The sequence below is a fragment of the Frigidibacter sp. RF13 genome, from assembly GCF_026626305.1.
GTDB lineage: Bacteria > Pseudomonadota > Alphaproteobacteria > Rhodobacterales > Rhodobacteraceae > TMP-24.
The window spans coordinates 278,678-300,167 of record NZ_JAPNUE010000001.1 but is presented as its reverse complement, the minus strand read 5'-3'; the positions used below and the strand labels follow the sequence as shown (position 1 = coordinate 300,167).

The 21,490-nt window shown below is 63.4% G+C and carries 23 protein-coding genes; 7 read left to right on the top strand and 16 right to left on the bottom strand.

Going from position 1 to position 21,490, the window contains the following annotated elements:
- The 10 genes from OU426_RS01420 to iscR all read right to left on the bottom strand — a co-directional run bounded on the left by OU426_RS01420 (position 1) and on the right by iscR (position 7,887).
- Positions 1 to 489 (bottom strand): YIP1 family protein, encoded by a 489-nt coding sequence (locus OU426_RS01420; RefSeq protein ID WP_267632064.1) that lies wholly within the window; start codon positions 487 to 489, stop codon positions 1 to 3.
- Positions 486 to 1,787, bottom strand: a complete 1,302-nt coding sequence (locus tag OU426_RS01415) for a SufB/SufD family protein (protein WP_267632063.1) — start codon at positions 1,785 to 1,787, stop codon at positions 486 to 488. The genes OU426_RS01420 and OU426_RS01415 overlap by 4 nt, the downstream gene beginning before the upstream one ends.
- Positions 1,788 to 1,798: 11 nt before the next feature.
- Positions 1,799 to 2,554, bottom strand: coding sequence for a Fe-S cluster assembly ATPase SufC (gene sufC, locus OU426_RS01410; protein WP_267632062.1), 756 nt, complete (start codon positions 2,552 to 2,554; stop codon positions 1,799 to 1,801).
- Between the two features lie 79 nt (positions 2,555 to 2,633).
- Positions 2,634 to 3,143 carry a hypothetical protein gene (locus OU426_RS01405; protein ID WP_267632061.1) on the bottom strand — a complete coding sequence of 170 codons (510 nt, stop codon included), beginning with the start codon at positions 3,141 to 3,143 and terminating at the stop codon, positions 2,634 to 2,636.
- A 141-nt stretch (positions 3,144 to 3,284) separates the two neighbouring features.
- Positions 3,285 to 4,193 (bottom strand): component of SufBCD complex, encoded by a 909-nt coding sequence (locus OU426_RS01400; protein ID WP_267632060.1) that lies wholly within the window; start codon positions 4,191 to 4,193, stop codon positions 3,285 to 3,287.
- 1 nt (position 4,194) lies between these two features.
- Positions 4,195 to 4,512 carry a heavy metal-binding domain-containing protein gene (locus tag OU426_RS01395; protein ID WP_267632059.1) on the bottom strand — a complete coding sequence of 106 codons (318 nt, stop codon included), beginning with the start codon at positions 4,510 to 4,512 and terminating at the stop codon, positions 4,195 to 4,197.
- 22 nt (positions 4,513 to 4,534) lie between these two features.
- Positions 4,535 to 4,732, bottom strand: a complete 198-nt coding sequence (locus OU426_RS01390) for a hypothetical protein (RefSeq protein ID WP_267632058.1) — start codon at positions 4,730 to 4,732, stop codon at positions 4,535 to 4,537.
- Positions 4,732 to 6,258, bottom strand: coding sequence for a Fe-S cluster assembly protein SufB (gene sufB, locus OU426_RS01385; protein WP_267632057.1), 1,527 nt, complete (start codon positions 6,256 to 6,258; stop codon positions 4,732 to 4,734). The genes OU426_RS01390 and sufB overlap by 1 nt, the downstream gene beginning before the upstream one ends.
- A gap of 35 nt (positions 6,259 to 6,293) precedes the next feature.
- The gene (locus OU426_RS01380) at positions 6,294 to 7,304 is read right to left on the bottom strand and encodes a cysteine desulfurase family protein (protein WP_267632056.1); all 1,011 of its coding nucleotides are present in this window, start codon (positions 7,302 to 7,304) and stop codon (positions 6,294 to 6,296) included.
- Between the two features lie 124 nt (positions 7,305 to 7,428).
- Positions 7,429 to 7,887 (bottom strand): Fe-S cluster assembly transcriptional regulator IscR, encoded by a 459-nt coding sequence (iscR, locus tag OU426_RS01375; protein WP_267632055.1) that lies wholly within the window; start codon positions 7,885 to 7,887, stop codon positions 7,429 to 7,431.
- Between the two features lie 190 nt (positions 7,888 to 8,077).
- Here iscR and OU426_RS01370 point away from each other — a divergent pair, with 190 nt between their 5' ends.
- From OU426_RS01370 to OU426_RS01360, 3 genes are read left to right on the top strand one after another with little or no spacing between them, the layout of a single operon-like run.
- Positions 8,078 to 8,737 carry an alpha/beta hydrolase gene (locus tag OU426_RS01370; RefSeq protein WP_267632054.1) on the top strand — a complete coding sequence of 220 codons (660 nt, stop codon included), beginning with the start codon at positions 8,078 to 8,080 and terminating at the stop codon, positions 8,735 to 8,737.
- A 4-nt stretch (positions 8,738 to 8,741) separates the two neighbouring features.
- Complete coding sequence (locus OU426_RS01365; RefSeq protein ID WP_267632053.1) at positions 8,742 to 9,002, top strand: hypothetical protein; 261 nt, start codon at positions 8,742 to 8,744, stop codon at positions 9,000 to 9,002.
- Positions 9,003 to 9,007: 5 nt separating this feature from the next.
- Positions 9,008 to 9,598, top strand: coding sequence for an HD domain-containing protein (locus tag OU426_RS01360; protein WP_267632052.1), 591 nt, complete (start codon positions 9,008 to 9,010; stop codon positions 9,596 to 9,598).
- Positions 9,599 to 9,606: 8 nt separating this feature from the next.
- Here OU426_RS01360 and OU426_RS01355 read toward each other — a convergent pair whose 3' ends face one another.
- Positions 9,607 to 10,788, bottom strand: a complete 1,182-nt coding sequence (locus OU426_RS01355) for a T6SS phospholipase effector Tle1-like catalytic domain-containing protein (protein ID WP_267632051.1) — start codon at positions 10,786 to 10,788, stop codon at positions 9,607 to 9,609.
- A 176-nt stretch (positions 10,789 to 10,964) separates the two neighbouring features.
- On the opposite strand from OU426_RS01355, the gene OU426_RS01350 reads away from it, so the two are divergent.
- The 3 genes from OU426_RS01350 (at position 10,965) to typA (ending at position 14,763) form a co-directional block, all read left to right on the top strand.
- A complete protein-coding gene (locus tag OU426_RS01350) occupies positions 10,965 to 12,179 on the top strand; it encodes an NADP-dependent isocitrate dehydrogenase (RefSeq protein WP_267632050.1) in 1,215 nt (404 codons plus the stop codon).
- Positions 12,180 to 12,277: 98 nt separating this feature from the next.
- Positions 12,278 to 12,880, top strand: a complete 603-nt coding sequence (locus OU426_RS01345) for a YitT family protein (protein WP_267632049.1) — start codon at positions 12,278 to 12,280, stop codon at positions 12,878 to 12,880.
- A 65-nt stretch (positions 12,881 to 12,945) separates the two neighbouring features.
- A complete protein-coding gene (gene typA, locus OU426_RS01340; RefSeq protein ID WP_267632048.1) occupies positions 12,946 to 14,763 on the top strand; it encodes a translational GTPase TypA in 1,818 nt (605 codons plus the stop codon).
- Between the two features lie 33 nt (positions 14,764 to 14,796).
- Here the strand turns inward: typA and OU426_RS01335 are convergent, their stop codons facing one another.
- Positions 14,797 to 16,326 carry a winged helix-turn-helix domain-containing tetratricopeptide repeat protein gene (locus tag OU426_RS01335; protein ID WP_267632047.1) on the bottom strand — a complete coding sequence of 510 codons (1,530 nt, stop codon included), beginning with the start codon at positions 16,324 to 16,326 and terminating at the stop codon, positions 14,797 to 14,799.
- Positions 16,327 to 16,546: 220 nt separating this feature from the next.
- Here OU426_RS01335 and OU426_RS01330 point away from each other — a divergent pair, with 220 nt between their 5' ends.
- Positions 16,547 to 16,798, top strand: a complete 252-nt coding sequence (locus OU426_RS01330) for a hypothetical protein (RefSeq protein WP_267632046.1) — start codon at positions 16,547 to 16,549, stop codon at positions 16,796 to 16,798.
- Between the two features lie 70 nt (positions 16,799 to 16,868).
- Here OU426_RS01330 and OU426_RS01325 read toward each other — a convergent pair whose 3' ends face one another.
- The 4 genes from OU426_RS01325 to alaS form a co-directional block, all read right to left on the bottom strand.
- Positions 16,869 to 17,666 carry a class II glutamine amidotransferase gene (locus OU426_RS01325; RefSeq protein WP_267632045.1) on the bottom strand — a complete coding sequence of 266 codons (798 nt, stop codon included), beginning with the start codon at positions 17,664 to 17,666 and terminating at the stop codon, positions 16,869 to 16,871.
- A 232-nt stretch (positions 17,667 to 17,898) separates the two neighbouring features.
- On the bottom strand, positions 17,899 to 18,372 hold the full coding sequence (locus OU426_RS01320) for an MOSC domain-containing protein (RefSeq protein WP_267632044.1): 474 nt from the start codon (positions 18,370 to 18,372) through the stop codon (positions 17,899 to 17,901).
- Positions 18,372 to 18,668, bottom strand: coding sequence for a DUF1330 domain-containing protein (locus OU426_RS01315; protein ID WP_267632043.1), 297 nt, complete (start codon positions 18,666 to 18,668; stop codon positions 18,372 to 18,374). Before OU426_RS01315 ends, OU426_RS01320 begins: the two co-directional genes overlap by 1 nt.
- Positions 18,665 to 21,325: an alanine--tRNA ligase gene (gene alaS, locus OU426_RS01310; RefSeq protein WP_267632888.1), complete on the bottom strand. Its 2,661-nt coding sequence runs from the start codon at positions 21,323 to 21,325 to the stop codon at positions 18,665 to 18,667. The genes OU426_RS01315 and alaS overlap by 4 nt, the downstream gene beginning before the upstream one ends.
- Positions 21,326 to 21,490: the final 165 nt, after the last annotated feature.

The window sequence follows — 21,490 nt, the reverse complement described above, 5'->3', positions numbered from 1 at the left end:
TCAATCTGCGCGCGGATAGGCAGCGGCGAGGCCGCGCAGGAGAAACCAGAGAAAGGCCGCAAAGACCAGAAGGCCAAGCGCACGCACCGCCCCGGTCTGGCCGAGCATCCCCTCGGCAAGGCCCTGCAAGAGAAGCGCCGGGCTGAGTGCGAGGAAGGACCAGAAGAGTGCGATCCTTGCGCCTGAGGCCGCGCCCTGCCGCCCGAGCGCACGCAGGCAAAGGTGCAGGGCAAGGGCGAGCCCGTAGGCCAGCAAGGGCAAGAGGAAAAGCATCGCGAACAGCGTGATGCCAAGCCGCGCGTCCAGAGGTGCGGACGGGTCAAGATGCGCCGCGCGCGCGACCGAGGGGGCGCGTGCGACGAACATCAGGACCGCCGCCGCCATCAGGATGGCAAGCGACCGGTCTTCGCGCGGGCCGGTCGCCACCAGCCGCCCGACCGGGCCCGCCGGGTCGCGCCAGGTGGCGAGGATTTCAGCCGTGACGGTCATCCCTTGCGCCTGCGGGCGAGCCAATTCTCCAGCCGCCCGACGATCTCGGCCTGCAGGCCCTCATCCTCGATCTCGGCGATCGCGTCGGCGAGGAAGGAGAGGACCAGAAGCGACTGCGCCTCTTCGCGCGGGACGCCGCGCGAGCGCAGGTAGAAAAGCGCGGTCTCGTCGATGGCGCCGGTGGTGGAGCCGTGCGAGCATTTCACGTCATCGGCGTAGATTTCCAGTTCAGGCTTTGCCAGGAACTGGCTGTCCTCGTCCAACAGCAGCGACTGGCTGATCTGATAGCCATCGGTCTTCTGCGCGCCCTGCCGGACGAGGATCTTGCCCTGAAAGACGCCGACCGCGCCGTTCCTGAGCACTTTCTTGAAGACCTGACGACTTTCGCAGCCCTCCGCCTCATGCGTGACGAAGACCGTGTCATCGTGATGGAAAGCGCCGGTCGCGCCATCGCCAAGCGCCGCGCCGGCGACATGGGCGACGGCGCCGTCGCCTGCAAGCGTGATCACTGCCTCGTTCCGGGTCAGGACGCCATTCGCGGTCAGCGTAAAGCTCTTGAAAAGTGCCTCGGCCCCGAGACGCGCGAAGATATGGGTGATCGCGCGGCGGGAATGGTCGCGTCCCTGGGCGCGGATATGGTGGAAACGGCCGCCATCGGCGACATCGACCTCCATCACCTTGCTGAAGCGCGCCGCCGCCGGGCCGGTTTCCAGCACCGTCAGCTCCGCCCCCGCCTCCACGCGAACGCAATGATGCAATATCGCGTCAGACTGCGTATCGGCATGGACATAGATCAGGTGAACGGGGCGGTCGACCTTGCCCGTCGCGCGGATCAGGACGCCGTCACTCGCCGCCGCCGTGTTCAGCGCTGCGAAGGGGCGCGGGACAGGCCGCTGGCCCGCCGCTTCCAGCACGCCATACAGGCCTTGCGCCCAATGCAGGTCGACACGATCCGCCTCGGCGAGACGCGAAATCTCCAACCCCTCGGCGGCGACATTCGGCGAGGATTGCGCCGGGTCGAATTCCCCGTCGACGAAGGTCAGGACGATCCGGTCGCGCTCACCGAAAAGTTGCGGTTCCACCAAGCCCGTGAAGAGCGCGGCCTCGGGCGCCGAAGTCGCATTCAGTGGCGCAGGATCGGTGAAGCGCCAATATTCATCGCGCCGCCCCGGCAGGCCCATTTCCCTGAACCGCGCCAAGGCCGCCGCACGCGCGGGCGCGGTAAAGCCGCCCGTCGGCAGGTCGAGCGCCGCAAGCCGTTCTGCCGTCGTGCTGTCGCGCCCGGCATCCTTTCGCATCGGGGCCGCCATCAGTTCGCCCCGGCCAGAATGTCAGCATAGCCGTTCTGTTCGACCTCAAGCGCCAGGTCCGGCCCGCCGGTCTTCACGATCCGGCCCTCGGCCATGATATGGACCACGTCGGGCACGATATGATCAAGCAGCCGCTGGTAATGGGTGATGACCAAGAACGACCGGTCCTTGGACCGCAACGCATTCACGCCGTCGGCCACAAGCTTCATCGCATCGACATCTAGGCCTGAATCGGTCTCGTCGAGGATGCACATGCGCGGCTCCAGCATCGCCATCTGCAGGATCTCGTTGCGCTTCTTCTCGCCGCCCGAAAAGCCCACATTCACGGGGCGCTTCAGCATCTCGGCGTCGATCTTCAGCGCCTTGGCCTTCTCGCGCACCAGCTTTAGGAAATCGCCCGCGCTCAGTTCCGTCTCACCGCGCGCCTTGCGCTGCGCATTGAGCGCGGTGCGCAGGAAGGTCATGTTACCCACGCCCGGAATTTCGACCGGATACTGGAATGCAAGGAAGAGACCCGCCGCTGCGCGCTCCTCCGGCTCCATCTCCAGCAGGCTTTCACCGTCAAGCGAGGCCGCACCGTCCGTCACTTCATAACCGTCCCGGCCCGACAGCACATAAGAGAGCGTCGACTTGCCCGAGCCGTTCGGCCCCATGATCGCATGCACCTCGCCCGAGCCGACCTTGAGGTCGAGCCCCTTGAGGATGGGCTTGTCCTCTTCTTCCAGTTTCACATGCAGGTTCTTGATCTCAAGCATCGGAGCCTCTTTCACAAATGCGGATAGGCGGCCAGACGGGCACCCGCCCGGGCCGCAGGGTTCATCGGATAGGTATGACTTAGCTCTGGGGCGTACCGGCCGACATGTCGGCTATCGTCGCCACATAGTCCGCCGCGAAGATCTCGGCGTAAAGTTCCGGCACAGTCTGCGCCACCGCGGCCTCGCCGAAATGCATCAGCGCGCAGCCGAGCGCCAGCGACTGCAGCCGCCCGCGCGTAAAGAGCTGGAAGACCACGATCAGGATCAGCGCCATGACGAAGGCGAACAAGGCCATGCCGCGCCCGTTCAGCCCGTAGAATGCTTCGGGCAGTCCGGAGAGTTTGGACAGGTAGAAATAGCCAAGCTTGCCCGACAGAACTGCGGATGCACCGCACAGGAAGGCGACGAGAATCATCAGCCGGTCGGCGAATGACCGTTTCGGCCGCTTCGCCTTTTCGCCATATTTGCGCTTCCAGGCCTTCTGGGTTTGATAACCAACGACGTCGGCATGCTCGAACTGCTGACCGGAGCCGATCCGCTTCAGCCGTTCCGCAAATGCTGCCTTCTGATCGAGCACAGCCACCGTCATCCCGTCGCCACCGTCTTATTCTTTGACGCGACACTGACGGAGATTCTTGGCGGAATTCAGGATTGAAAGCGCTAATCATTGTGGCGCTTCTGGACGAGCCTCGCCACAATTCACACCGAACGGTCAAAAGTTTACCTGAGGTCATGCGTTTCGCGCCTCGCGTCTGCGCCCGCGCGCGCGACGGCGTTGCACGGCCTGCAATGCCGCACGTACATTGTCGGCCGATATCTGCGCCACACGCTCAATATCCTCGGCTGAAAGCGCCTCGATACTCGCGTCCATTCGGCTCAGGATTCCAGTGTTGGCCGACAATCTCATGCCGAGGGAACGCACAAACGCACCTCGGCTGCGGACGGGATGCAAGACTTTTCCCGCAGGCGCAGACGCCTCGACCATATCGTACAACAAATCGGGATCAGACGTGAACTGGCTCTCTTCGTACCAATCGGCCGCAAACTCCTCAAGGCGGCGGCAGTCCAGATCCGAATCGTTCATCACCTTGGAGAAGCTAAAGATTTCATCGTTTGGATAGTTCCGCAGCGAAACGGGACGGCTCGACAGATCCCGCCGTGCGGCGAAAAGCCGGTCAAGCGCCCGCCCCGAAAACCGGGTCATGGCAAAGACCGCCTGATAGTGGCTGAGCCCGGGCAGCCCCCTCGTGAAGCGGATGTCCCGGGTGAAAGGTCCAAGATCATACGCCAGCACATCCGCCGTCACGCTTGAAAAACGCGCGAAGAAATCCGCGGGGGAGCTGGTGAAATGGACGTCGGGCTCGATCAGCCAGTACTGGTCATAGTCCGGCCGTGCCGCGCGCAGCGCATAGTAGAAATAATCGCCGCAGCGCCACCCCCAATCGGGCACAGCCGCCAGCCCCGCCCCCGTCACCCAGTCCGATCCGATATCCACGACCGGCAAAGGCAAGGAAAGGTCTGTCGGCCGATTGTGGAAGACCACCGCCAATTCCGAACCGAACACCGGCCGAAGTGCCGAGAAAAGCCGCGCCTCCTCTTCACCCCACCTGTTGGTGCGTATGGCCGCGATAGCGCGCATGTCAGGCCTTGCCCAGCGACACGGCGGTGCCGGAGGCCGAGACCATCAGCATGTTGTTGATCACCTCATAATCAAGGTCGACACCCACAATGGCATCGGCGCCCATCGCTGCCGCCCGATCCTCCATCTCGCGCAGTGCGGTTTCGCGCGCCCGTCCCAGTTCCTGCTCATAGGCGGCCGAGCGACCGCCGACGATGTCGCGGACCTGGGCGAAGAGGTCACGAAAGATATTCGCCCCAAGGATCGCCTCGCCGGTGACAATCCCGTGGTAGCGGGTGATCTTCTGGCCCTCGACGGAGGGTGTGGTGGTGACAATCATCTGGAATCCTTGATCATTTCCATCAACTCGCTCGGAGCAAGGGCACCAGTTTCGCCGCGAGAAGCGCGACTGCAACGATGACTCCAACGACGACCGGTCGCACCGCGACAGTTTCACCTGCCGCATCCTTCCGTCGAGCAAGCGCGACGAAACCAAGCCAAGCGCCGATGCCGCCCGCCAATGGCGTGAAAGCAAGGTCAATGAAGCTTGCGGCGCTCATCACCCCACACTTCCCTCAAGACTGATCGCCACAAGGCTCTGCGCCTCCATTGCGAACTCCATCGGCAGGGCCTGCAGCACCTCGCGGCAGAAGCCGTTCACCACAAGCGCCACCGCCTCTTCCTCATCCATCCCGCGCGAGCGGCAGTAGAACAGCTGATCGTCATCGACCTTCGAGGTCGTCGCTTCATGCTCAACGCGCGAGGAGTTGTTCTTGACCTCGATATAGGGAACCGTATGCGCCCCGCACTTGTCACCGATCAGCAGGCTGTCGCACTGGGTATAGTTGCGGCTGTTCTTCGCCTTCGGGTGCATGCTGACAAGCCCACGGTAGGTGTTCTGCGCCTTGCCCGCCGAAATTCCCTTCGACACGATGCGCGAGCGCGAATTCTTACCCAGATGCACCATCTTGGTGCCGGTGTCGGCCTGCTGCATGTTGTTGGCGATGGCGATCGAATAGAACTCGCCCTGGCTCGCCTCGCCCCTGAGGATGCAGGACGGATATTTCCAGGTTATCGCCGACCCGGTCTCGACCTGTGTCCACATCACCTTGGACCGGTCGCCCCGGCAATCGGCGCGCTTGGTCACGAAATTGTAGATGCCGCCCTTGCCTTCCTCGTCGCCCGGGAACCAGTTCTGCACGGTCGAATATTTCACCTCGGCATCCTCAAGGATGACGATCTCGACCACCGCCGCATGCAGCTGCGCGGTGTCGCGCTTCGGCGCCGTGCAGCCTTCCAGATAGCTGACATAAGACCCCTTGTCGGCGATGATCAGCGTACGCTCGAACTGGCCTGTATTTTCCGCATTGATGCGGAAATAGGTCGATAGTTCCATCGGGCAGCGGGTGTTCGGCGGGATATAAACGAAGGAGCCATCCGAGAAGACCGCCGAATTCAGCGTAGCGAAGAAATTGTCCGACTGCGGCACGACCGAGCCCAAATATTGCTTCACCAGATCGGGATATTCGCGGATCGCCTCGGAGATCGAACAGAAGATGACGCCCGCCTTCTTCAGCTCTTCCTTGAAGGTCGTACCCACCGACACGCTGTCGAAGACCGCATCGACGGCAACCTTGCGGCCCTCGGACGGCACGCCATCCGCCCCCTCGACGCCGGCCAGAATCATCTGTTCCTTCAAGGGGATGCCAAGCTTTTCGTAGGTGGCGAGCAGCTTCGGATCGACCTCATCCAAGGATTTCGGCTTTTCCGCCATGCTCTTGGGCTTGGCGTAATAATACTGCGACTGATAGTCGATTTCTGGATAATGGAGCATCGCCCATTTCGGCTCTTCCATCGCCTGCCAGCGCCGGAAAGCTTGCAACCGCCAGTCGGTCATCCACGTGGGCTCGTCGTTCTTGGCCGAGATGAGGCGGACGATATCCTCGTTCACGCCAATGGGCGCGTACTCCATCTCGATCTCGGTATTCCAGCCGTATTTGTAGGCGCCCATGTTCTGCACGGTCTCGACCGTCTCGCGGTCAACGCCCTCGCGGACCTCAAGTACCTGCTCGGATTCAAGCGCCATTTTCTGTTCCTTTTCCATATCTTCCGCGTCTTTCCTCAGGCAGCCCTTGCCCGGAACCGGGCCTGCGCCTGAAGCCAGGCATCGGCAAATCTCGTCACATCCGCTTCGCGCGTCACCGGCCCGAGCGAAATCCTCAACCCCGAGGCTGCCGCCAGATCGTCAAATCCCATCGCCGTCAAGACCCGGCTGAGCCTGACCTTGCCGGACGAACAGGCTGATCCGGCGGAAACGGCGAACCCCGCCAGATCCATCTGCATCACCTGCGTCTCGCCCTTCCAGCCGGGCGTGACGATCAGCGTTGTATTGGGCAAACGCTCCGCATCCGCCCCGGCGATCACCGATCCCGGCGCTCCGTCCAGCAGCCGCGCCTCAAGCCCGTCGCGCAAGGCCCGCACCCGGTCCCAGACGCCGGCTTCCAGATCGCGCTCCGCGGCCTTCGCCGCCGCGGCAAAACCGGCGATGCCCATAACATTCTCGGTCCCCGACCGCCGTCCCTTCTCCTGCCCGCCACCGGGCCGGAGAGTTTCAAAATCGAGGCCCTCGCGCACGATCAGCGCGCCTACACCCTTCGGCCCGCCCAGCTTGTGGGCCGAGATAATGGCGAAATCCGCCCCCGACCAGCCGAAGGCAAAGGGCATCCGCCCCACCGCCTGCACCACATCAAGAAGCAGTCCGGCGCGCTCGGGCACCGGCGCGATCGCACCTGTCTCGCTGTTGGCCAGCCCCATCGCCAGAATGCCGCCCTCGCCCTTCGCATGGGCGATCAGGCAATCATGCGCCGTGGGCTCGACCTCGACCGCCTCGAACCCGGCCAGCACCCCGGCCGCCTCGGTCGCGCCCGAGGTAAAGTACACTTCGACCGGCTTGCAGCCGACAACGGCCGCGATCTCCTCGCGCGACCGCTCGATCAGCATCTTCGCCGCCCGGCCTTCAGCATGGACCGAAGAGGCATTGCCCGCGACATCCATCGCCGCGCCCATCGCGTCCCGCGCCTCGGGCCGCAGAGGCGCCGTCGCATTCCAGTCGAGGTAGACGCGCCCGCTCACGCCGGGCCTCCACGCTCTGTCCAAAAATTCTCCCGGCGGAGGCACCCCGAGCCGACCGCGCCACCGGCGCGGCGGCGAGACAAAAGGCGTGGCGCCGCAGGCGCCGCAATTGGATCACACCCTCTCATTCATCCACCACGGTGAAAAGCGCGGGCACCGCCGGGCAGGGCTTCAGACTATTGCCGATCACATCCTCGAGGCTCGTCTGATGCAAGAACACATAGACCTGCGCCGAAAGCCCCTCCCACAGACGGTTGGTCAAGGATTGCGCCCGGCTGCCCGACACGCCGCCTGTGGCACCCGCACCTGTGTGCAGTGCGCTCACCGTCTCATCGACCGCGCCCAGAACATCGCTGACCCTGATCTCGCCCGGCGCCCTGGCCAGACGATAGCCGCCGCCCGGCCCCCGTGCCGATTCCACCAGACCCGCCCGGCGCAGCTTGACGAACAGCTGCTCCAGATAGGGCAGCGAGATGTCCTGCCTGCGCGAAATCTCGGCCAGCGAGGTCAGCGTCTCCGGCCCTGCCGTGGCAAGATCGGTCAGCGCAACCATCGCATATCTTCCCTTCGTCGAGAGTTTCATTGCCCTCAGGCCCCCAAAAACATTGACGCCGGACGGCGGCGCGCTTAACTCCACCCTATCCGGCCCGCTGGACCTGCCCGGTAGGGCGGCCGCGATTTAGAACCATTCTAGGGAACTTGAGAAAAATCGTCAAGAATGGCTCCGCCTTCTGCCTCACCTTCCCCAACAAAGAAGAAGCCGCGCGACTGACATGCCCGAAGTGATATTCCCCGGCCCCGACGGACGCCTTGAAGGCCGTTACCATGCCCAGAAAGCGCCAGACGCGCCGATCGCCATCATCCTGCATCCGCACCCGCAGTTCGGCGGCACGATGAACAACCGGGTCGTCCACCGGTTGCACTATGCCTTCTATGAGCTTGGCTTCACCGTCCTGCGCTTCAACTTCCGCGGGGTCGGGCGCAGCCAGGGCGAATATGATCAGGGCATCGGCGAGCTTTCCGACGCTGCCTCGGCGCTCGACTATCTGCAGACGCTGAACCCCAATTCCAAGCACTGTTGGGTCGCGGGCTTCTCCTTCGGCGCCTGGATCGGCATGCAGCTTCTGATGCGGCGGCCCGAAATCACCGGCTTCATCTCGGTCGCCCCGCCCGCCAACATGTACGATTTCTCCTTCCTCGCCCCCTGCCCCTCCTCGGGCCTGATCATCAACGGCACCGCCGACCGGGTGGCGCCGCCGAAGGATACGGCAAACCTCGTGGGCAAGCTTCGCGACCAAAAGGGCATCACCATCACCCACCATCAGGTCGAGGGTGCAGGCCATTTCTTCGAGGATGAGGAAAGCCAGATGATGCCGATGATCCAGACAGTGCAAGACTATGTCCAGCGCCGCCTCGGCGAGCAGACGAGGTAGGCCGATGGGCATCGTCGACGAACTGGGCGACAAGCTTGCGGTCGAGACGCTGAAGGCGATGGAGGAACTCGGCAACGACCGGTTCTACAATGACGTGGCAAAGGTGATCGGCGCGCTGTCGCCCTCGATGCAGGAAGCCTTCATGACCTCGATCCGCATCCGGCTTGCCTCGGTGCGCGGCTTCGATTTCATCGAGGCGGTGCTGAAGGCCAAGCGCGAGGGCGGCGCCGCACCCGAAGTCCCGCGCGACAGCGCCTCGCACTGATCCAGATGACGGCGCGCCTCGATCAGCAGTTCGCCTTCCTGATGGAGGCAGACCGGCTGAAACGGGTGCTCCGCGCCACCCCCATCGCCGACGGGTCGCGGCGCGAAAACTCGGGCGAACACAGCTGGCATCTGGCGCTATATGCGATGGTGCTGGCCGATCACGCGGGACCAGCGGTCAGCATCGACCGGGTGGTGAAGATGCTGATCCTCCATGATCTGGTCGAGATCGACACGGGCGACGTGCCGATCCATTCCGCCAACGGTCAGGCGCACGGATCGGCCGAGGTCGCCGAGGCCGAGGCGCGTGCCGCCGACCGGATCTTCGGCCTCCTGCCCCCTGATATCGGCGCCCCCTTGCGCGCGCTTTGGGAAGAGTTCGAGGCAAACGAAAGCCCCGACGCAATCTTCGCCAAGTCGATCGACCGGGTTCAGCCGGTCCTCCACAATATCGCGTCGGGCGGCGGCAGCTGGACCGACTACAATGTAACTTTCGACCAACTTGAAACGCGAGTCGGCCACAAGGTGGCGCGCGGCGCGCCCGCGATCTGGGATCATGTACGCGCCATTGCCCTTGCTTGGTTTGACGGTCGCTAGCTGGCGGGTCAGGCCAGACCCGCAGTCCAACGATAGTCCCTGAGATCGGCTAGCGGTGTCTGGTCCAGATCCCCTGCAACGGTGAGCAGCGGTTTTGGCCGGTAGTCCCGTTTCTTGAGCCAGCGGCTCTTAACCGGATGCGAAACATCCGAAGCTGTCGTGGGTCCCCGCCGCCACCGCGAGGTGATGCTCATGACGCGCTCGGCGAGCGTTGGCGTGGCTGACCGGTTCCTGAGTTTTGCAAACGGGTCGCAAGGGGCGGAGGCTTCGTCCATCCGTGCGCCATCGAACTCCAGCCCCGCTGCGCGCGCGCCTTCAGCTATCCACGAGAGCGTGATTGACGAAAGCCCTTCGATATCGCCACCGCCACCAACCGATCCGTGATCCCCGGCGAACCATTCCTGCCGGTAATCTCCGCCTTCCGCAGCGAGTGTATCGAGATTGGTCCACAGCGTCGGCTCGAACGGCCTCCGCCTCTCATCGATCGAAACGGCATGGCGGGCAGAGAGCACGAGTGAACTGAGATCAGTGTTATGGAACCGGTATTTGCGGTTCAGGATCCGCGCCGGCAGCCCCCAGTAACTGGGGATGCCGAGCGCGCCCACGGTATCCCACACCCCAAGGTAGGCGACGGAAAACAACGGCAGCGGCTGCTCACCGCTTTTCACCCGCCAGTCACGCTCAAAAGCGCTCGTCGCGACGTGAGGAGAAAGCCGCGCGCGAAATGCGAGGTTGTGGTCGGTATCGGCGAGTGACCGACCCGTAGGGGGCGCTTCACCTCGATTCTGCCCCCGGTAATTCTCGAAGCAGGCATCGATCACCGACTTGGCTGTAGAGGCCGGAATGCCTGAATAGCGGATCAGCCCCACAAGCGAACGCGCCGTATAGGCACCACGCGAAAATCCGAAAATAAATACTTGATCACCTGGTTCGTAAGCCTTGGCCAGAGCGACGTAGGCCAGCGCGATCTTCGCATCCAGACCCCATCCCATCGCGCCACCCGATATCTTCTCGTTCAGTCGCTCCAGCCACGTGCCGCCTTCAGGCACGCCGACGCCCTTGAAGTAACTTACCTGTTGATAGGCCGAGCTCTTCATCGCGGCGGCGTAACCCAGGATCTTCACATTGGTCGGCCAATCGCCTTCGGCCCCGTTCCACGTCCCGTCACAGAAAATAGCTATGCGTTTCATCGCCGGTACACCCCGCAAAACAGATTTTGCCGCCTTCTCTCGTCAAACGTGCATCAGGCCACTCGTTTCGTGAAGTGGTTTATCATCTTTTTCAGTATACCATCGCATACTTCCTTTTCATGCACGAGCTTTTCAGCTATGAGCCGCCAAGCGATGCGCCCTGCGGAGAGAGAGACATGTCGAAGATCAAAGTCGCCAACCCCGTCGTCGAGCTTGACGGCGACGAGATGACCCGGATCATCTGGGACTTCATCAAGAAGAAGCTGATCCTGCCCTATCTCGACATCGACCTGCACTATTACGACCTCGGGATTGAAGAGCGGGACCGCACCAACGACCAGATCACCATCGACGCGGCACATGCGATCCAGAAACATGGCGTCGGCGTCAAATGCGCGACGATCACCCCGGATGAAGCCCGCGTGGAAGAGTTCGGTCTGAAGCAGATGTGGAAGTCGCCAAACGGCACGATCCGCAACATCCTCGGCGGCGTGATCTTCCGCGAGCCGATCATCTGCAAGAACGTGCCGCGCCTGGTGCCAGGCTGGACCCAGCCCATCGTCGTCGGCCGTCACGCTTTCGGCGACCAGTACCGCGCAACCGATTTCCGTTTCCCGGGCAAGGGCAAGCTCACGATCAAGTTCGTGGGCGAGGACGGCACGGTGATCGAGAAAGACGTGTTCGACGCCCCGGGCGCCGGTGTCACGATGGCGATGTACAACCTCGACCAGTCGATTATCGACTTCGCCCGCGCCTCAATGAACTATGGCCTCGTGAAGGGGTGGCCGGTCTATCTTTCGACCAAGAACACCATCCTCAAGGCCTATGACGGCCGCTTCAAGGACCTGTTCCAGAAGGTCTTCGACGAGGAGTTCGCCGACAAGTTCAAGGCGGCGGGCATCACGTACGAACATCGGCTGATCGACGACATGGTCGCCTCGGCGTTGAAATGGTCGGGCGGCTATGTCTGGGCGTGCAAAAACTACGATGGCGACGTGCAGTCCGACACGGTGGCGCAGGGCTTCGGCTCGCTGGGCCTGATGACGTCCGTCCTGATGACACCCGATGGCCAGACGGTCGAGGCCGAGGCCGCGCACGGCACCGTCACCCGCCACTACCGCCAGCACCAGCAGGGCAAGGAGACCTCCACGAACTCTGTCGCCTCGATCTACGCCTGGACCGGCGGCCTGAAGCACCGCGCGAAGCTTGATGGCAACGCGGCGCTCGCCAATTTCGCCCAGACGCTGGAAAAGGTCACCGTGCAGACAGTCGAGGACGGGCACATGACCAAGGACCTCGCGCTGCTGGTCGGTCCGGACCAGAAATGGCTGACGACGATGGGTTATCTGGAAAAGGTCGACGAATACCTGAACAAGGCCCTCAAGGGCTGACATCTCTGGCAGCACCCGGCGCGACTCGTCCGGGTGCTGCTTACCCTGCGACAAGCTGGCCACTGGACGTCTGATGTCTGCCGATGCATGTCGCCATCATGACTGATCCCAAGCAACACAGCCTTCTCGAAGACGCACAGGGCATTGCCTATGGCGCGGGCATGGCGGCTTTCGCCATCACCATCCTGACCCATCTCGGCCTTGTCACCGGCCAGACGGCGGGGCTTGCCGTCCTTGTCTCCTACGCGACCGGTTGGGCGTTTGGGCCGGTCTTCTTCGCGATCAACCTGCCCTTCTACTGGCTCGGCTACCGGCGCATGGGCGCACGGTTCGTGGGAAAGACCCTCGCGGCGGTCACGCTCATGTCTGTCCTGTCGATGTTGATGCCGCGCTGGGTCAGCTTTGAAACCCTCGATCCCATCGTCGGCGCGCTCCTATTCGGCGCGATCTCGGGCTCGGCGCTCTTGGCGCTCTTCCGCCACGGGGCGAGCCTCGGCGGCATCGGGATTGTCGCCCTGTACCTGCAGGACCGGACCGGCTTTCGCGCGGGCTGGACACAGCTCCTCTTCGATGCGGCCCTCTTCGCGGCGGCACTGATGCTGCGTGATGTGCCGACGGTCACGATTTCGGCCCTCGGCGCGCTCGTCGTGAACCTGACAATCGCCGTCAATCATCGCCGCGACCGCTACGTCGCGGCCTGATTGGCTCTGGCCAATCGGGGGCTTTTCCACTATCCCGCCGCCAACCCTAGATACGGCGGACTTAAATGGACATTCGCAACATCGCGATCATCGCGCACGTTGACCACGGCAAGACGACGCTGGTCGACGAGCTTCTCAAGCAATCGGGCGCCTTCCGCGAAAATCAGGCGGTGGCCGAACGCGCGATGGATTCGAACGACATCGAGCGCGAGCGCGGGATCACCATCCTGGCGAAATGCACCTCGGTCGAATGGAAGGGCACGCGGATCAATATCGTCGACACGCCCGGCCACGCCGATTTCGGCGGCGAGGTCGAGCGGATCCTGAACATGGTCGACGGTGTCTGCCTTCTGGTCGATGCCGCCGAAGGCCCGATGCCGCAGACGAAGTTCGTGACCTCGAAGGCGCTCGCGCTTGGCCTGCGCCCCATCGTCGTCCTGAACAAGGTCGACAAACCTGACGCCGAACCCGACCGGGCGCTGAACGAGGTATTCGACCTCTTCGCCAACCTCGGCGCGAGCGACGAACAGCTCGACTTCCCGCATGTCTATGCCTCGGGCCGCTCGGGCTGGGCCGACAACGAGCTTGACGGGCCGCGCAAGGACCTGTCCGCGCTCTTCGACCTCATCACCCGCCACGTCCCCGCGCCGAAACAGGTCGCGAAGGCGGCAGAACCGTTCCGGATGCTTGCGACCACCCTGTCGGCCGACCCGTTCATCGGCCGCATCCTGACGGGCCGCATCGAAAGCGGCACGGCGCGGGTCGGCGACAGCATCAAGGCGCTGAGCCGCACCGGCGAGCGGATCGAGCAGTTCCGCATCACCAAGATCCTCGCCTTCCGCGGCCTTGCCCAGACTGCTGTCGACGAGGCACAGGCGGGCGACATCGTCACGATTGCCGGCATGTCGAAGGCCACCGTCGCCGACACGCTCTGCGCGCTGGACGTCGACACCGCGCTTCCCGCCCAGCCGATCGACCCGCCAACCATCTCTGTCACCTTCGGCATCAACGACAGCCCGCTTGCCGGCAAGGACGGCAACAAAGTCCAGTCCCGCGTGATCCGCGAGCGGCTGCTGAAGGAAGCCGAAAGCAATGTCGCGATCAAGATCGAGGATACGCCCGGCGGCGAGGCCTTCATTGTCTCGGGCCGGGGCGAACTGCAGATGGGCGTCCTGATCGAGAACATGCGCCGTGAAGGTTTTGAACTCTCGATCTCTCGCCCCCGCGTGATCTTCCGCGATGAAAACGGCCAGAAGATGGAACCGATCGAGGAGGTCATCGTCGATGTTGACGACGACTATACCGGCGCGGTCATCGACAAGCTGACGGGCGAGCGCAAGGGCGACCTGGTCGAGATGCGCCCCGCTGGCGTCGGTAAGACCCGCATCGTCGCCCACGTCCCCTCGCGCGGCCTCATCGGCTATCACGGCCAGTTCCTGACCGACACGCGCGGCACCGGTGTGCTGAACCGCATCTTCCACGGCTGGGCACCGCACAAGGGCTCGATCCAGGGCCGCCGCGTGGGCGTCCTGATCTCGATGGAGAACGGCGTTTCGGTCGCCTATGCGCTGTGGAACCTCGAAGAGCGCGGCAAGCTCTTCATCGGCGCACAGGAGCAGGTCTATGTGGGTATGATCATCGGCGAACATTCCCGCGACAATGATCTGGAAGTGAACCCGCTGAAAGGCAAGAAACTGACGAACGTCCGCGCCAGCGGTACAGACGAGGCCGTCCGCCTGACGCCGCCGGTGCGCATGAGCCTCGAAGAGGCGATCGCCTATGTCGAAGATGACGAACTGGTCGAGGTGACGCCGAAGATCGTGCGGCTGAGGAAGCGGTTCCTTGATCCGCATGAGCGGAAGCGGCAGAGCCGGGCGGGGTGATGGCCAGCCAGTTAGACCGGCTAGGGCCCCAGGTCAGAAGCCTGTGGGCCTTGCAGCGTGCCATGCTGCGACGGCCTTTTTGAGCCCTTCCTCGAAGTGTGCATCATCGGACTTGTTCTCGTACCGGTAACAAGCACGCGCTAGCGCCAGGAAGTGTTCTTCCTCCTCGTTGCGCGCAGCAATTTGAAGCTGGGCGACTGCCTCATCCTCGCGTCCGGCCATGGCAAAGGCGGCAGCCAGGAATGCCCGCCGTCTGCCGGGCAGGTCGGGGGTCCGGGCAAAAACCTCGACCGCTTCGGCATAGCGGCCGACCATATAAAGCGCCTCGCCCCTCAGATGTGGTTCCATGCCCACGCGCATTGGATCAAGCTCGCGCATGCGGTCCAAAGCCCGCAAAGCCTCCATCGGCCTGCCACGGCAGATATTGACGAGCGCGAAGTCCAACAGCGTATCGGCACTGAAGGGGTTGATTGCAAGACCGCTGCGGATGTTCGCCTCGGCCGCCGCAAAGTCACGCATGAGGGCCTGGATATAGCCCAGCCCCGACAAGGTCCGCGCCTCGCTGGGAGCAAGCCGCAGGCCCGTGCGTGCGTATTCGAGCGCACGCGCGAACACCTCCTGCGATGCCGCCCCATAGTCGTTGGCCGACACCTCCGTCCAGGCCAGATAGGTCCAAGCAACCGCAAACTCGGGATCGGCCTGTGTTGCGGCAAGGAAATGCTCGCGTGCCACCCCGACCATATCCGGCGCGTCGGTTGTCCACAGCACGTAACCACGCGCAAAGTGGTCGTAGGCGGTCAGGTTCGCAGTGGCTCGCGAATTGGCACGCGCCATCGCCTCCTGTTCCAGGCCGGCAAACAGACGACCGACGATCCGTCCCGCGATTTCGCCGCTCGCGTCCAAAAGGGCGGCACCGGTACAATCGAAAAGGTCGCTCCAGATCATGGTGCGTGCGGCCGTGCTGGTCAGCGTCAGGCGCAGTTGAAAACCCTGAGGGGCGGGGTAGACGTTGCCTTCGACCAGATAGTCCGCATCGAGCCTCTGGGCGATGACATCGGGGTCGCCGCTTTCCTTTGCCACGACACTCGACGATCCGTTGGAAATCATGCGCAACGTCTTGAAACGTGACAATCCGCCGGCGACATCCTCGCGCAACATGTCTGCGCGGAAACGCATGTCCTGCGCCTCGGGCGGCATGGCAAAGGGCAGGATTGCTAATCGCGGAAGCTGCCGGACATCGGGCGCAGCAGACTGAATCTGTGGATTTGTCGAAATATCCAGCAGATATCCGCGCCCCCTTACAGTCTGGATCAGACGTGCCCCTTCATCGTTCACCGCCGTCCGAATGTCGCGAATGGTCTGGGTGAGCGAATCTTCTGTGACGTACACGTCAGGCCACACAGCCGCCATCAGTTCGTCCTTAGTGACCACCTGACCCGGCCGTGCTGCCAAGCAAGTGAGCAACTGGTAGGATTTTGCACGAAGAGGAATGACATTGCCTCCTCGCGTCAGCGTGCCCGCGGCGATATCAAGGACAGCATCATTCAGCCTCAGCTTTGACATGTGGGCCAGAACCCCGCCACCCGCGTTCCCCTTCGGGCAGGGTCGAGGGATTGGCCAAGCGAGTCAAGCATGTCGACGGACAGGCCGGGTACTCTCTGAAACGCTGAATTGCGGAAAGATTTCGGGAATATTTCAGACCGCTTTCAGGATCAGGCGCGGCGCAGATGCGAGGATGTCTTCACCCCGGAACATCCGGACCCTCAACCAGAAGGAGCTGAAAATGTCCTACCACCTCACCAGCCAGACCGACCGTCCGCACGCTATCAACATGTCCTTTCCCTTGTGGCTTGGCCGCCTGTTCAGCCGCAAACAGGATACGGAAACTGCGGATCAAGACCTGATTCTGCGCCACGAACTGGAACGCATGCAGTCACTTTCCGCACACCTGCTGGCCGATATCGGTATCGAATGCGCGGCGGACGCCTCTTCGGACGAACTTGTTCGCCAGGCAAACCGGCTCAAGCACCTTTGAAAGACGCCGAGCGTTGCGGTCGAGGAATGCAGCCTTGCTCGCGACATCGGCTCCGGGATTGAGGCGTTGGCTATTCGGCAGCCAGCGCCTTCATCATCGTGGGTTGAAATGGCTCGACCCTGACCCCATTCCCCTCAAACGTGCAGAACGTCCCCGCCGGCACCGCCTCCCAGCATTCGCCCGCTTCCAGCGGCTCGGACACAACCGCCCTGCCCCCGCGCGTGTCGGACCAGCGGTGGTAGAGCGTTGGCGCATGATCGTCCGACGCATAGCGCACCGCGTAAAGCCGTTCGCCATCCGAAAAAGCGGCCGTCATCCGGAAATGCGGTGTCGTCCCCTTCTGCCGCGACAATGCCTCCATCCGCGCCGTCGCCCGTTCCAGCGCGCCTTTCGGGTCATCGTCCAGCCCTTCGCCGAGCGCGATCAAAAACAGTGCTTCGCTGTCGGTCGCGCCCTTCCTGTGCGGATAAAGCGCGTCAGGGATCATCATCTCGGCATCGCGGCGAAACTGGCTGTAGCCGCCGATCTGGCCGTTGTGCATGAAGCTCCACCGCCCGACCGCGAACGGATGGCAGTTGTTGCGGCTGGTGGCCGTGCCGGTCGAGGCACGGACATGGGCGAGGAAGAGACGCGACCTGACCTGCCTTGTGATCGAGGCGAGGTTCGGGTCGGACCAGGCGGGCAGGATATCGCGGAAAAGGCCCGGTTCAGGGTGGTCGCCGTACCAGGCAAGCCCGAACCCGTCGGCATTGATTGCAGTCTTGCATTCGCTGGCGCAATGGCTTTGCTCAACCAGCGAATGGCCAGGTCGGCTGACGATGTCTTCAATAAAGATCGGTTGCCCAATATAGGCGGCCCATCTGCACATGGCCCTTCACCCTTCACTCCGCGCCCAAGTCTCGAACGGTGGCGCGCCTGCCCTCCCAGTCTGCTACAGGGTTCTTACCAGACCCTTTCGCCGGGATTGTGGCAAAATATCAGGGATCTTGGGGAAAGCAAAGGATGAATGTTCCGACAATACCAATGTTTTGGGAGAATTGTTCCTTTTATATGTCAATATTTAGAACAAAGTCCCTGTTTTCCGCCGGAAATCAGATCCGCTAGGCCGATACCAGAACCGCATCCCCCAGCATGATCTCTCCCGGCTCCAGCACCTCGGCACACCAGCCGCCATGACCGCGCATCGCATTGTAGCCGCCCGGGCCGAGTGCCTCTTCCATCCGCGAACAAGGCGCACAGGGCCCGGTCAGGCGCAGCATCGCCCCGCCGACCCGAACCGTCTGGCCGTTCAGCGCCGACAGGTTGATCGCCGAGATCAGCAGGTTGCGGCGCAGCAGATCGGGCGCCACCGCACCCCTCTGCGCCAGCGCCGCGATCACCGGCAGATGTTCGGCCTGCAAAAGCGTCACCGCCCGCTTGCCGGGCCTCGCATGATCGCCCGCGATCCCGTCCAGAGCAACCGCCGCACGTTCCATCGGTTGCATCGGCGCCCGCCGCTCCGGTCGGATGCCGATCCAGTCCACCCGCCCTGGCCCGGCATGCGTCGCCAGCAGCCGGGCGAGCGCGCCTTCCATCAGCCTTCCTCGACCACCATCAGGTCACGCTCCGAGGCGCCCTTGGCGTGGCTCAGCGCCTCCTGATATTCGGGACTGTGATAGCAGGCGACCGCCGCCTCCAAGGACGGAAAGCGTGCGACCACATTGCGCGGCCGATCATTGCCCTCAAGCTGCACGTAGCGCCCGCCGCGCGCAAGGAACGCGCCGCCATGCTTGGCGATCGCGGGACCGGCCAAGGCCGCATATTTGCCGTAGCGCTCGGCATCCAGCACCTTCACATGGGCGATCCAGAAGGCTCCCTTGGTCTCGGTCATTTCATGCCTCCAATCACCGCTTCGGCGGCCTTGATCGCGCCCTCGGCGTTCTCGGCGCTGGCACCACCGGCCTGCGCCATGTCGGGCCGGCCACCGCCGCCCTTCCCGCCCAAGGCCTCGGCCGCCGCCTTCACCAGATCGACCGCCGACAGACGCGCCGTCAGATCAGCCGTCACGCCCGCCGCCACCGCCGCCTTGCCGCCGGTATCGGCCACGACCAGCACCGCACCGGAACCGACGCGCGCCTTCAATTCGTCGACAAGCGCCGGCAGGTCCTTGCCGGAAACACCCGAAACCACCTGAGGAATGAACTTCACCCCGTTGATTTCCTTGGCGTCGGGGCCAGAACCGCCGCCACCCATCGCCAGCTCGCGCCGAAGCTGCGCAACCTCGTTCTGAAGCGCCTTGCGCTCATCCATCAGCGCCTTCACCCGGTCCGCCACATCCTGCGGCTGGGCCTTCAGCGCCGCCGCCACGTCCATCAGACGCCGGTCCTGCCCGCGCAGATGATCCAGTGCCGCCTGCCCGGTCAGCGCCTCGATCCGCCGCACGCCAGCCGACGAGGCGCTGTCACCCAGCGCCACGAAGGCGCCGATATCGCCCGTCCGCGCCACATGGGTGCCGCCGCAAAGCTCCAGCGAATAGGTCGCGCCGTCCGTGCCCTTGCCCGAACCGCTAAGGCGGCCCATCGACACGACACGCACCTCGTCGCCGTATTTCTCGCCGAACAACGCCTGCGCACCCAGCGCCCGGGCATCGTCCGGCGTCATGATCCGCGTTTCGACGGAAGAATTCTGCCGGATGAAGTCATTCACCTCGGCCTCAACGGTCGCCAGTTCCTCGCCCGACAGCCCCTTGGAATGGGAAAAGTCGAACCGGAGCCGGTCTTCGGCATTCAGCGATCCCTTCTGGGCGACATGATCGCCCAGCGCGCGGCGCAGCGCCTCGTGCAGAAGATGCGTCGCCGAATGGTTGGCGCGGATCGCGCTGCGGCGCTTGTGCGAGACTTCCAGCTTCGCAGGCTGGCCACGGGCGATCTGGCCCTCGGTCACTTCGGCCATATGGATGAAGACGCCTTGCGATTTTTTCGTATCCGTTACGGTTGCCAGCCCGGTATCGGTGCGGATCAGGCCGCTGTCGCCAACCTGCCCGCCGCTTTCGGCATAGAAAGGCGTCTGGTTCACCACGATCTGCACCTTCGCGCCGGTCGCGGCGCTGCCGGTTTCCTTGCCGTCGGCAACAATCGCCGTGATCTCACCCTCGGCCGTCTCGGTGTCATAACCCAGGAATTCCGTCGCCCCGTGCTTGTCCGCGAGCTCGAACCAGATGGCCGCATCCTTCGCCTCGCCCGAACCAGCCCAGGCGGCCCGCGCCTTGGCCTTCTGTTCGGCCATCGCATGATCGAAGCCCACGACATCGACCTCGCGCCCCTGCTCGCGCAGCGCGTCCTGCGTCAGGTCCAGCGGAAAACCGTATGTGTCATAAAGCTTGAAGGCCGCAGCCCCCGGCAGAGGCTGGCCTTCGCCCAGTTTCGCGACCTCATCCTCCAGAAGACCAAGGCCCCGGTCCAACGTCTGGCGGAAGCGCGTCTCTTCCAGCCGCTGTGTCTCTTCGATCAGCGCCTGAGCCTGGACAAGCTCCGGATAGGCCCCGCCCATCTGCCGCACAAGCGCGGGCACCAGCCGGTGCATGACCGGATCCTTCGCACCCAGCATATGCGCATGGCGCATCGCCCGGCGCATGATCCGGCGCAGCACATAGCCGCGCCCCTCGTTCGACGGCATCACCCCGTCAGCGATCAGGAACGAGGTCGAGCGCAGGTGGTCGGCGATCACCCGGTGGTGGACCTTGCCCGGCCCATCGGGATCGCTCGACGTGGCATGCGCCGACGCCTCGATCAGCGACCGCATCAGGTCGGTATCGTAATTGTCATGCTTGCCCTGCAAAAGCGCGCCGATCCGCTCCAGCCCCATGCCGGTGTCAATCGACTGCATGTCAAGAACCCGCAGGCTGCCGTCCGGCAGCTGCTCGTTCTGCATGAAGACGTTGTTCCAGATCTCGATGAACCGGTCGCCATCCTCCTCGGCCGAACCGGGCGGACCGCCCCAGATCGACGGGCCATGGTCGTAGAAGATTTCGGTGCAGGGGCCGCAAGGGCCGGTCGGACCCATGCGCCAGAAATTGTCGTCGGTCGCGATCCGGATGATCCGGTCGTCAGGCAGCCCCGCCACCTTCTTCCAGATCGAAGCCGCCTCGTCATCGGTATGATAGACGGTGACCAGAAGCCGCGACTTGTCGAGGCCGAAATCCTTGGTCAGAAGCTCCCAGGCGAAGGGGATCGCGCTTTCCTTGAAATAGTCACCGAACGAGAAGTTCCCCAGCATCTCGAAGAATGTGTGATGCCGCGCGGTATAGCCAACATTGTCGAGGTCATTGTGTTTGCCGCCCGCGCGCACGCATTTCTGCGAGGTGGTGGCGCGCTTGTAATCCCGCGTCTCGACCCCGGTGAACAGGTTCTTGAACTGCACCATGCCCGAATTGGCGAACATGAGCGTCGGGTCATTCCGCGGCACCAGCGGCGAGGAGGCGACAACTTCATGGCCGTTGCGGCGGAAGAAATCGAGGAAGGTCGAGCGGATGTCGTTCAGCGAGGCCATGGGCGGGCGGTCCTTCAAGGCAAAGTCCTTAGCCTTGCCGGTTTAGCGTCCGCGATATGCCCTGTCCACGGCGTTTTCCGCACTGCGGCGCAAGGGATCGCCGATGCTGAAGCGAGGGTGTTTCCCTAGCGTCGGTTCTGCTTCAGGATCGGTCATGCAGTGGGT

Excerpts from the sequence above, each read along its gene's own strand:
- OU426_RS01405 (WP_267632061.1), bottom strand. The coding sequence starts at position 3,143 with ATGACGGTGGCTGTGCTCGATCAGAAGGCAGCATTTGCGGAACGGCTG.
- OU426_RS01330 (WP_267632046.1), top strand. The coding sequence starts at position 16,547 with ATGTCCTACCACCTCACCAGCCAGACCGACCGTCCGCACGCTATCAAC.
- typA (WP_267632048.1), top strand. The coding sequence starts at position 12,946 with ATGGACATTCGCAACATCGCGATCATCGCGCACGTTGACCACGGCAAG.
- OU426_RS01350 (WP_267632050.1), top strand. The coding sequence starts at position 10,965 with ATGTCGAAGATCAAAGTCGCCAACCCCGTCGTCGAGCTTGACGGCGAC.
- OU426_RS01325 (WP_267632045.1), bottom strand. The coding sequence starts at position 17,666 with ATGTGCAGATGGGCCGCCTATATTGGGCAACCGATCTTTATTGAAGAC.
- OU426_RS01390 (WP_267632058.1), bottom strand. The coding sequence starts at position 4,732 with ATGAGCGCCGCAAGCTTCATTGACCTTGCTTTCACGCCATTGGCGGGC.
- OU426_RS01360 (WP_267632052.1), top strand. The coding sequence starts at position 9,008 with ATGACGGCGCGCCTCGATCAGCAGTTCGCCTTCCTGATGGAGGCAGAC.
- iscR (WP_267632055.1), bottom strand. The coding sequence starts at position 7,887 with ATGAAACTCTCGACGAAGGGAAGATATGCGATGGTTGCGCTGACCGAT.
- sufB (WP_267632057.1), bottom strand. The coding sequence starts at position 6,258 with ATGGCGCTTGAATCCGAGCAGGTACTTGAGGTCCGCGAGGGCGTTGAC.
- alaS (WP_267632888.1), bottom strand. The coding sequence starts at position 21,325 with ATGGCCTCGCTGAACGACATCCGCTCGACCTTCCTCGATTTCTTCCGC.
- OU426_RS01315 (WP_267632043.1), bottom strand. The coding sequence starts at position 18,668 with ATGACCGAGACCAAGGGAGCCTTCTGGATCGCCCATGTGAAGGTGCTG.
- OU426_RS01415 (WP_267632063.1), bottom strand. The coding sequence starts at position 1,787 with ATGCGAAAGGATGCCGGGCGCGACAGCACGACGGCAGAACGGCTTGCG.
- OU426_RS01370 (WP_267632054.1), top strand. The coding sequence starts at position 8,078 with ATGCCCGAAGTGATATTCCCCGGCCCCGACGGACGCCTTGAAGGCCGT.
- OU426_RS01355 (WP_267632051.1), bottom strand. The coding sequence starts at position 10,788 with ATGAAACGCATAGCTATTTTCTGTGACGGGACGTGGAACGGGGCCGAA.
- OU426_RS01345 (WP_267632049.1), top strand. The coding sequence starts at position 12,278 with ATGACTGATCCCAAGCAACACAGCCTTCTCGAAGACGCACAGGGCATT.
- OU426_RS01420 (WP_267632064.1), bottom strand. The coding sequence starts at position 489 with ATGACCGTCACGGCTGAAATCCTCGCCACCTGGCGCGACCCGGCGGGC.
- OU426_RS01400 (WP_267632060.1), bottom strand. The coding sequence starts at position 4,193 with ATGCGCGCTATCGCGGCCATACGCACCAACAGGTGGGGTGAAGAGGAG.
- OU426_RS01320 (WP_267632044.1), bottom strand. The coding sequence starts at position 18,372 with ATGGAAGGCGCGCTCGCCCGGCTGCTGGCGACGCATGCCGGGCCAGGG.
- OU426_RS01335 (WP_267632047.1), bottom strand. The coding sequence starts at position 16,326 with ATGTCAAAGCTGAGGCTGAATGATGCTGTCCTTGATATCGCCGCGGGC.
- OU426_RS01395 (WP_267632059.1), bottom strand. The coding sequence starts at position 4,512 with ATGATTGTCACCACCACACCCTCCGTCGAGGGCCAGAAGATCACCCGC.
- sufC (WP_267632062.1), bottom strand. The coding sequence starts at position 2,554 with ATGCTTGAGATCAAGAACCTGCATGTGAAACTGGAAGAAGAGGACAAG.
- OU426_RS01365 (WP_267632053.1), top strand. The coding sequence starts at position 8,742 with ATGGGCATCGTCGACGAACTGGGCGACAAGCTTGCGGTCGAGACGCTG.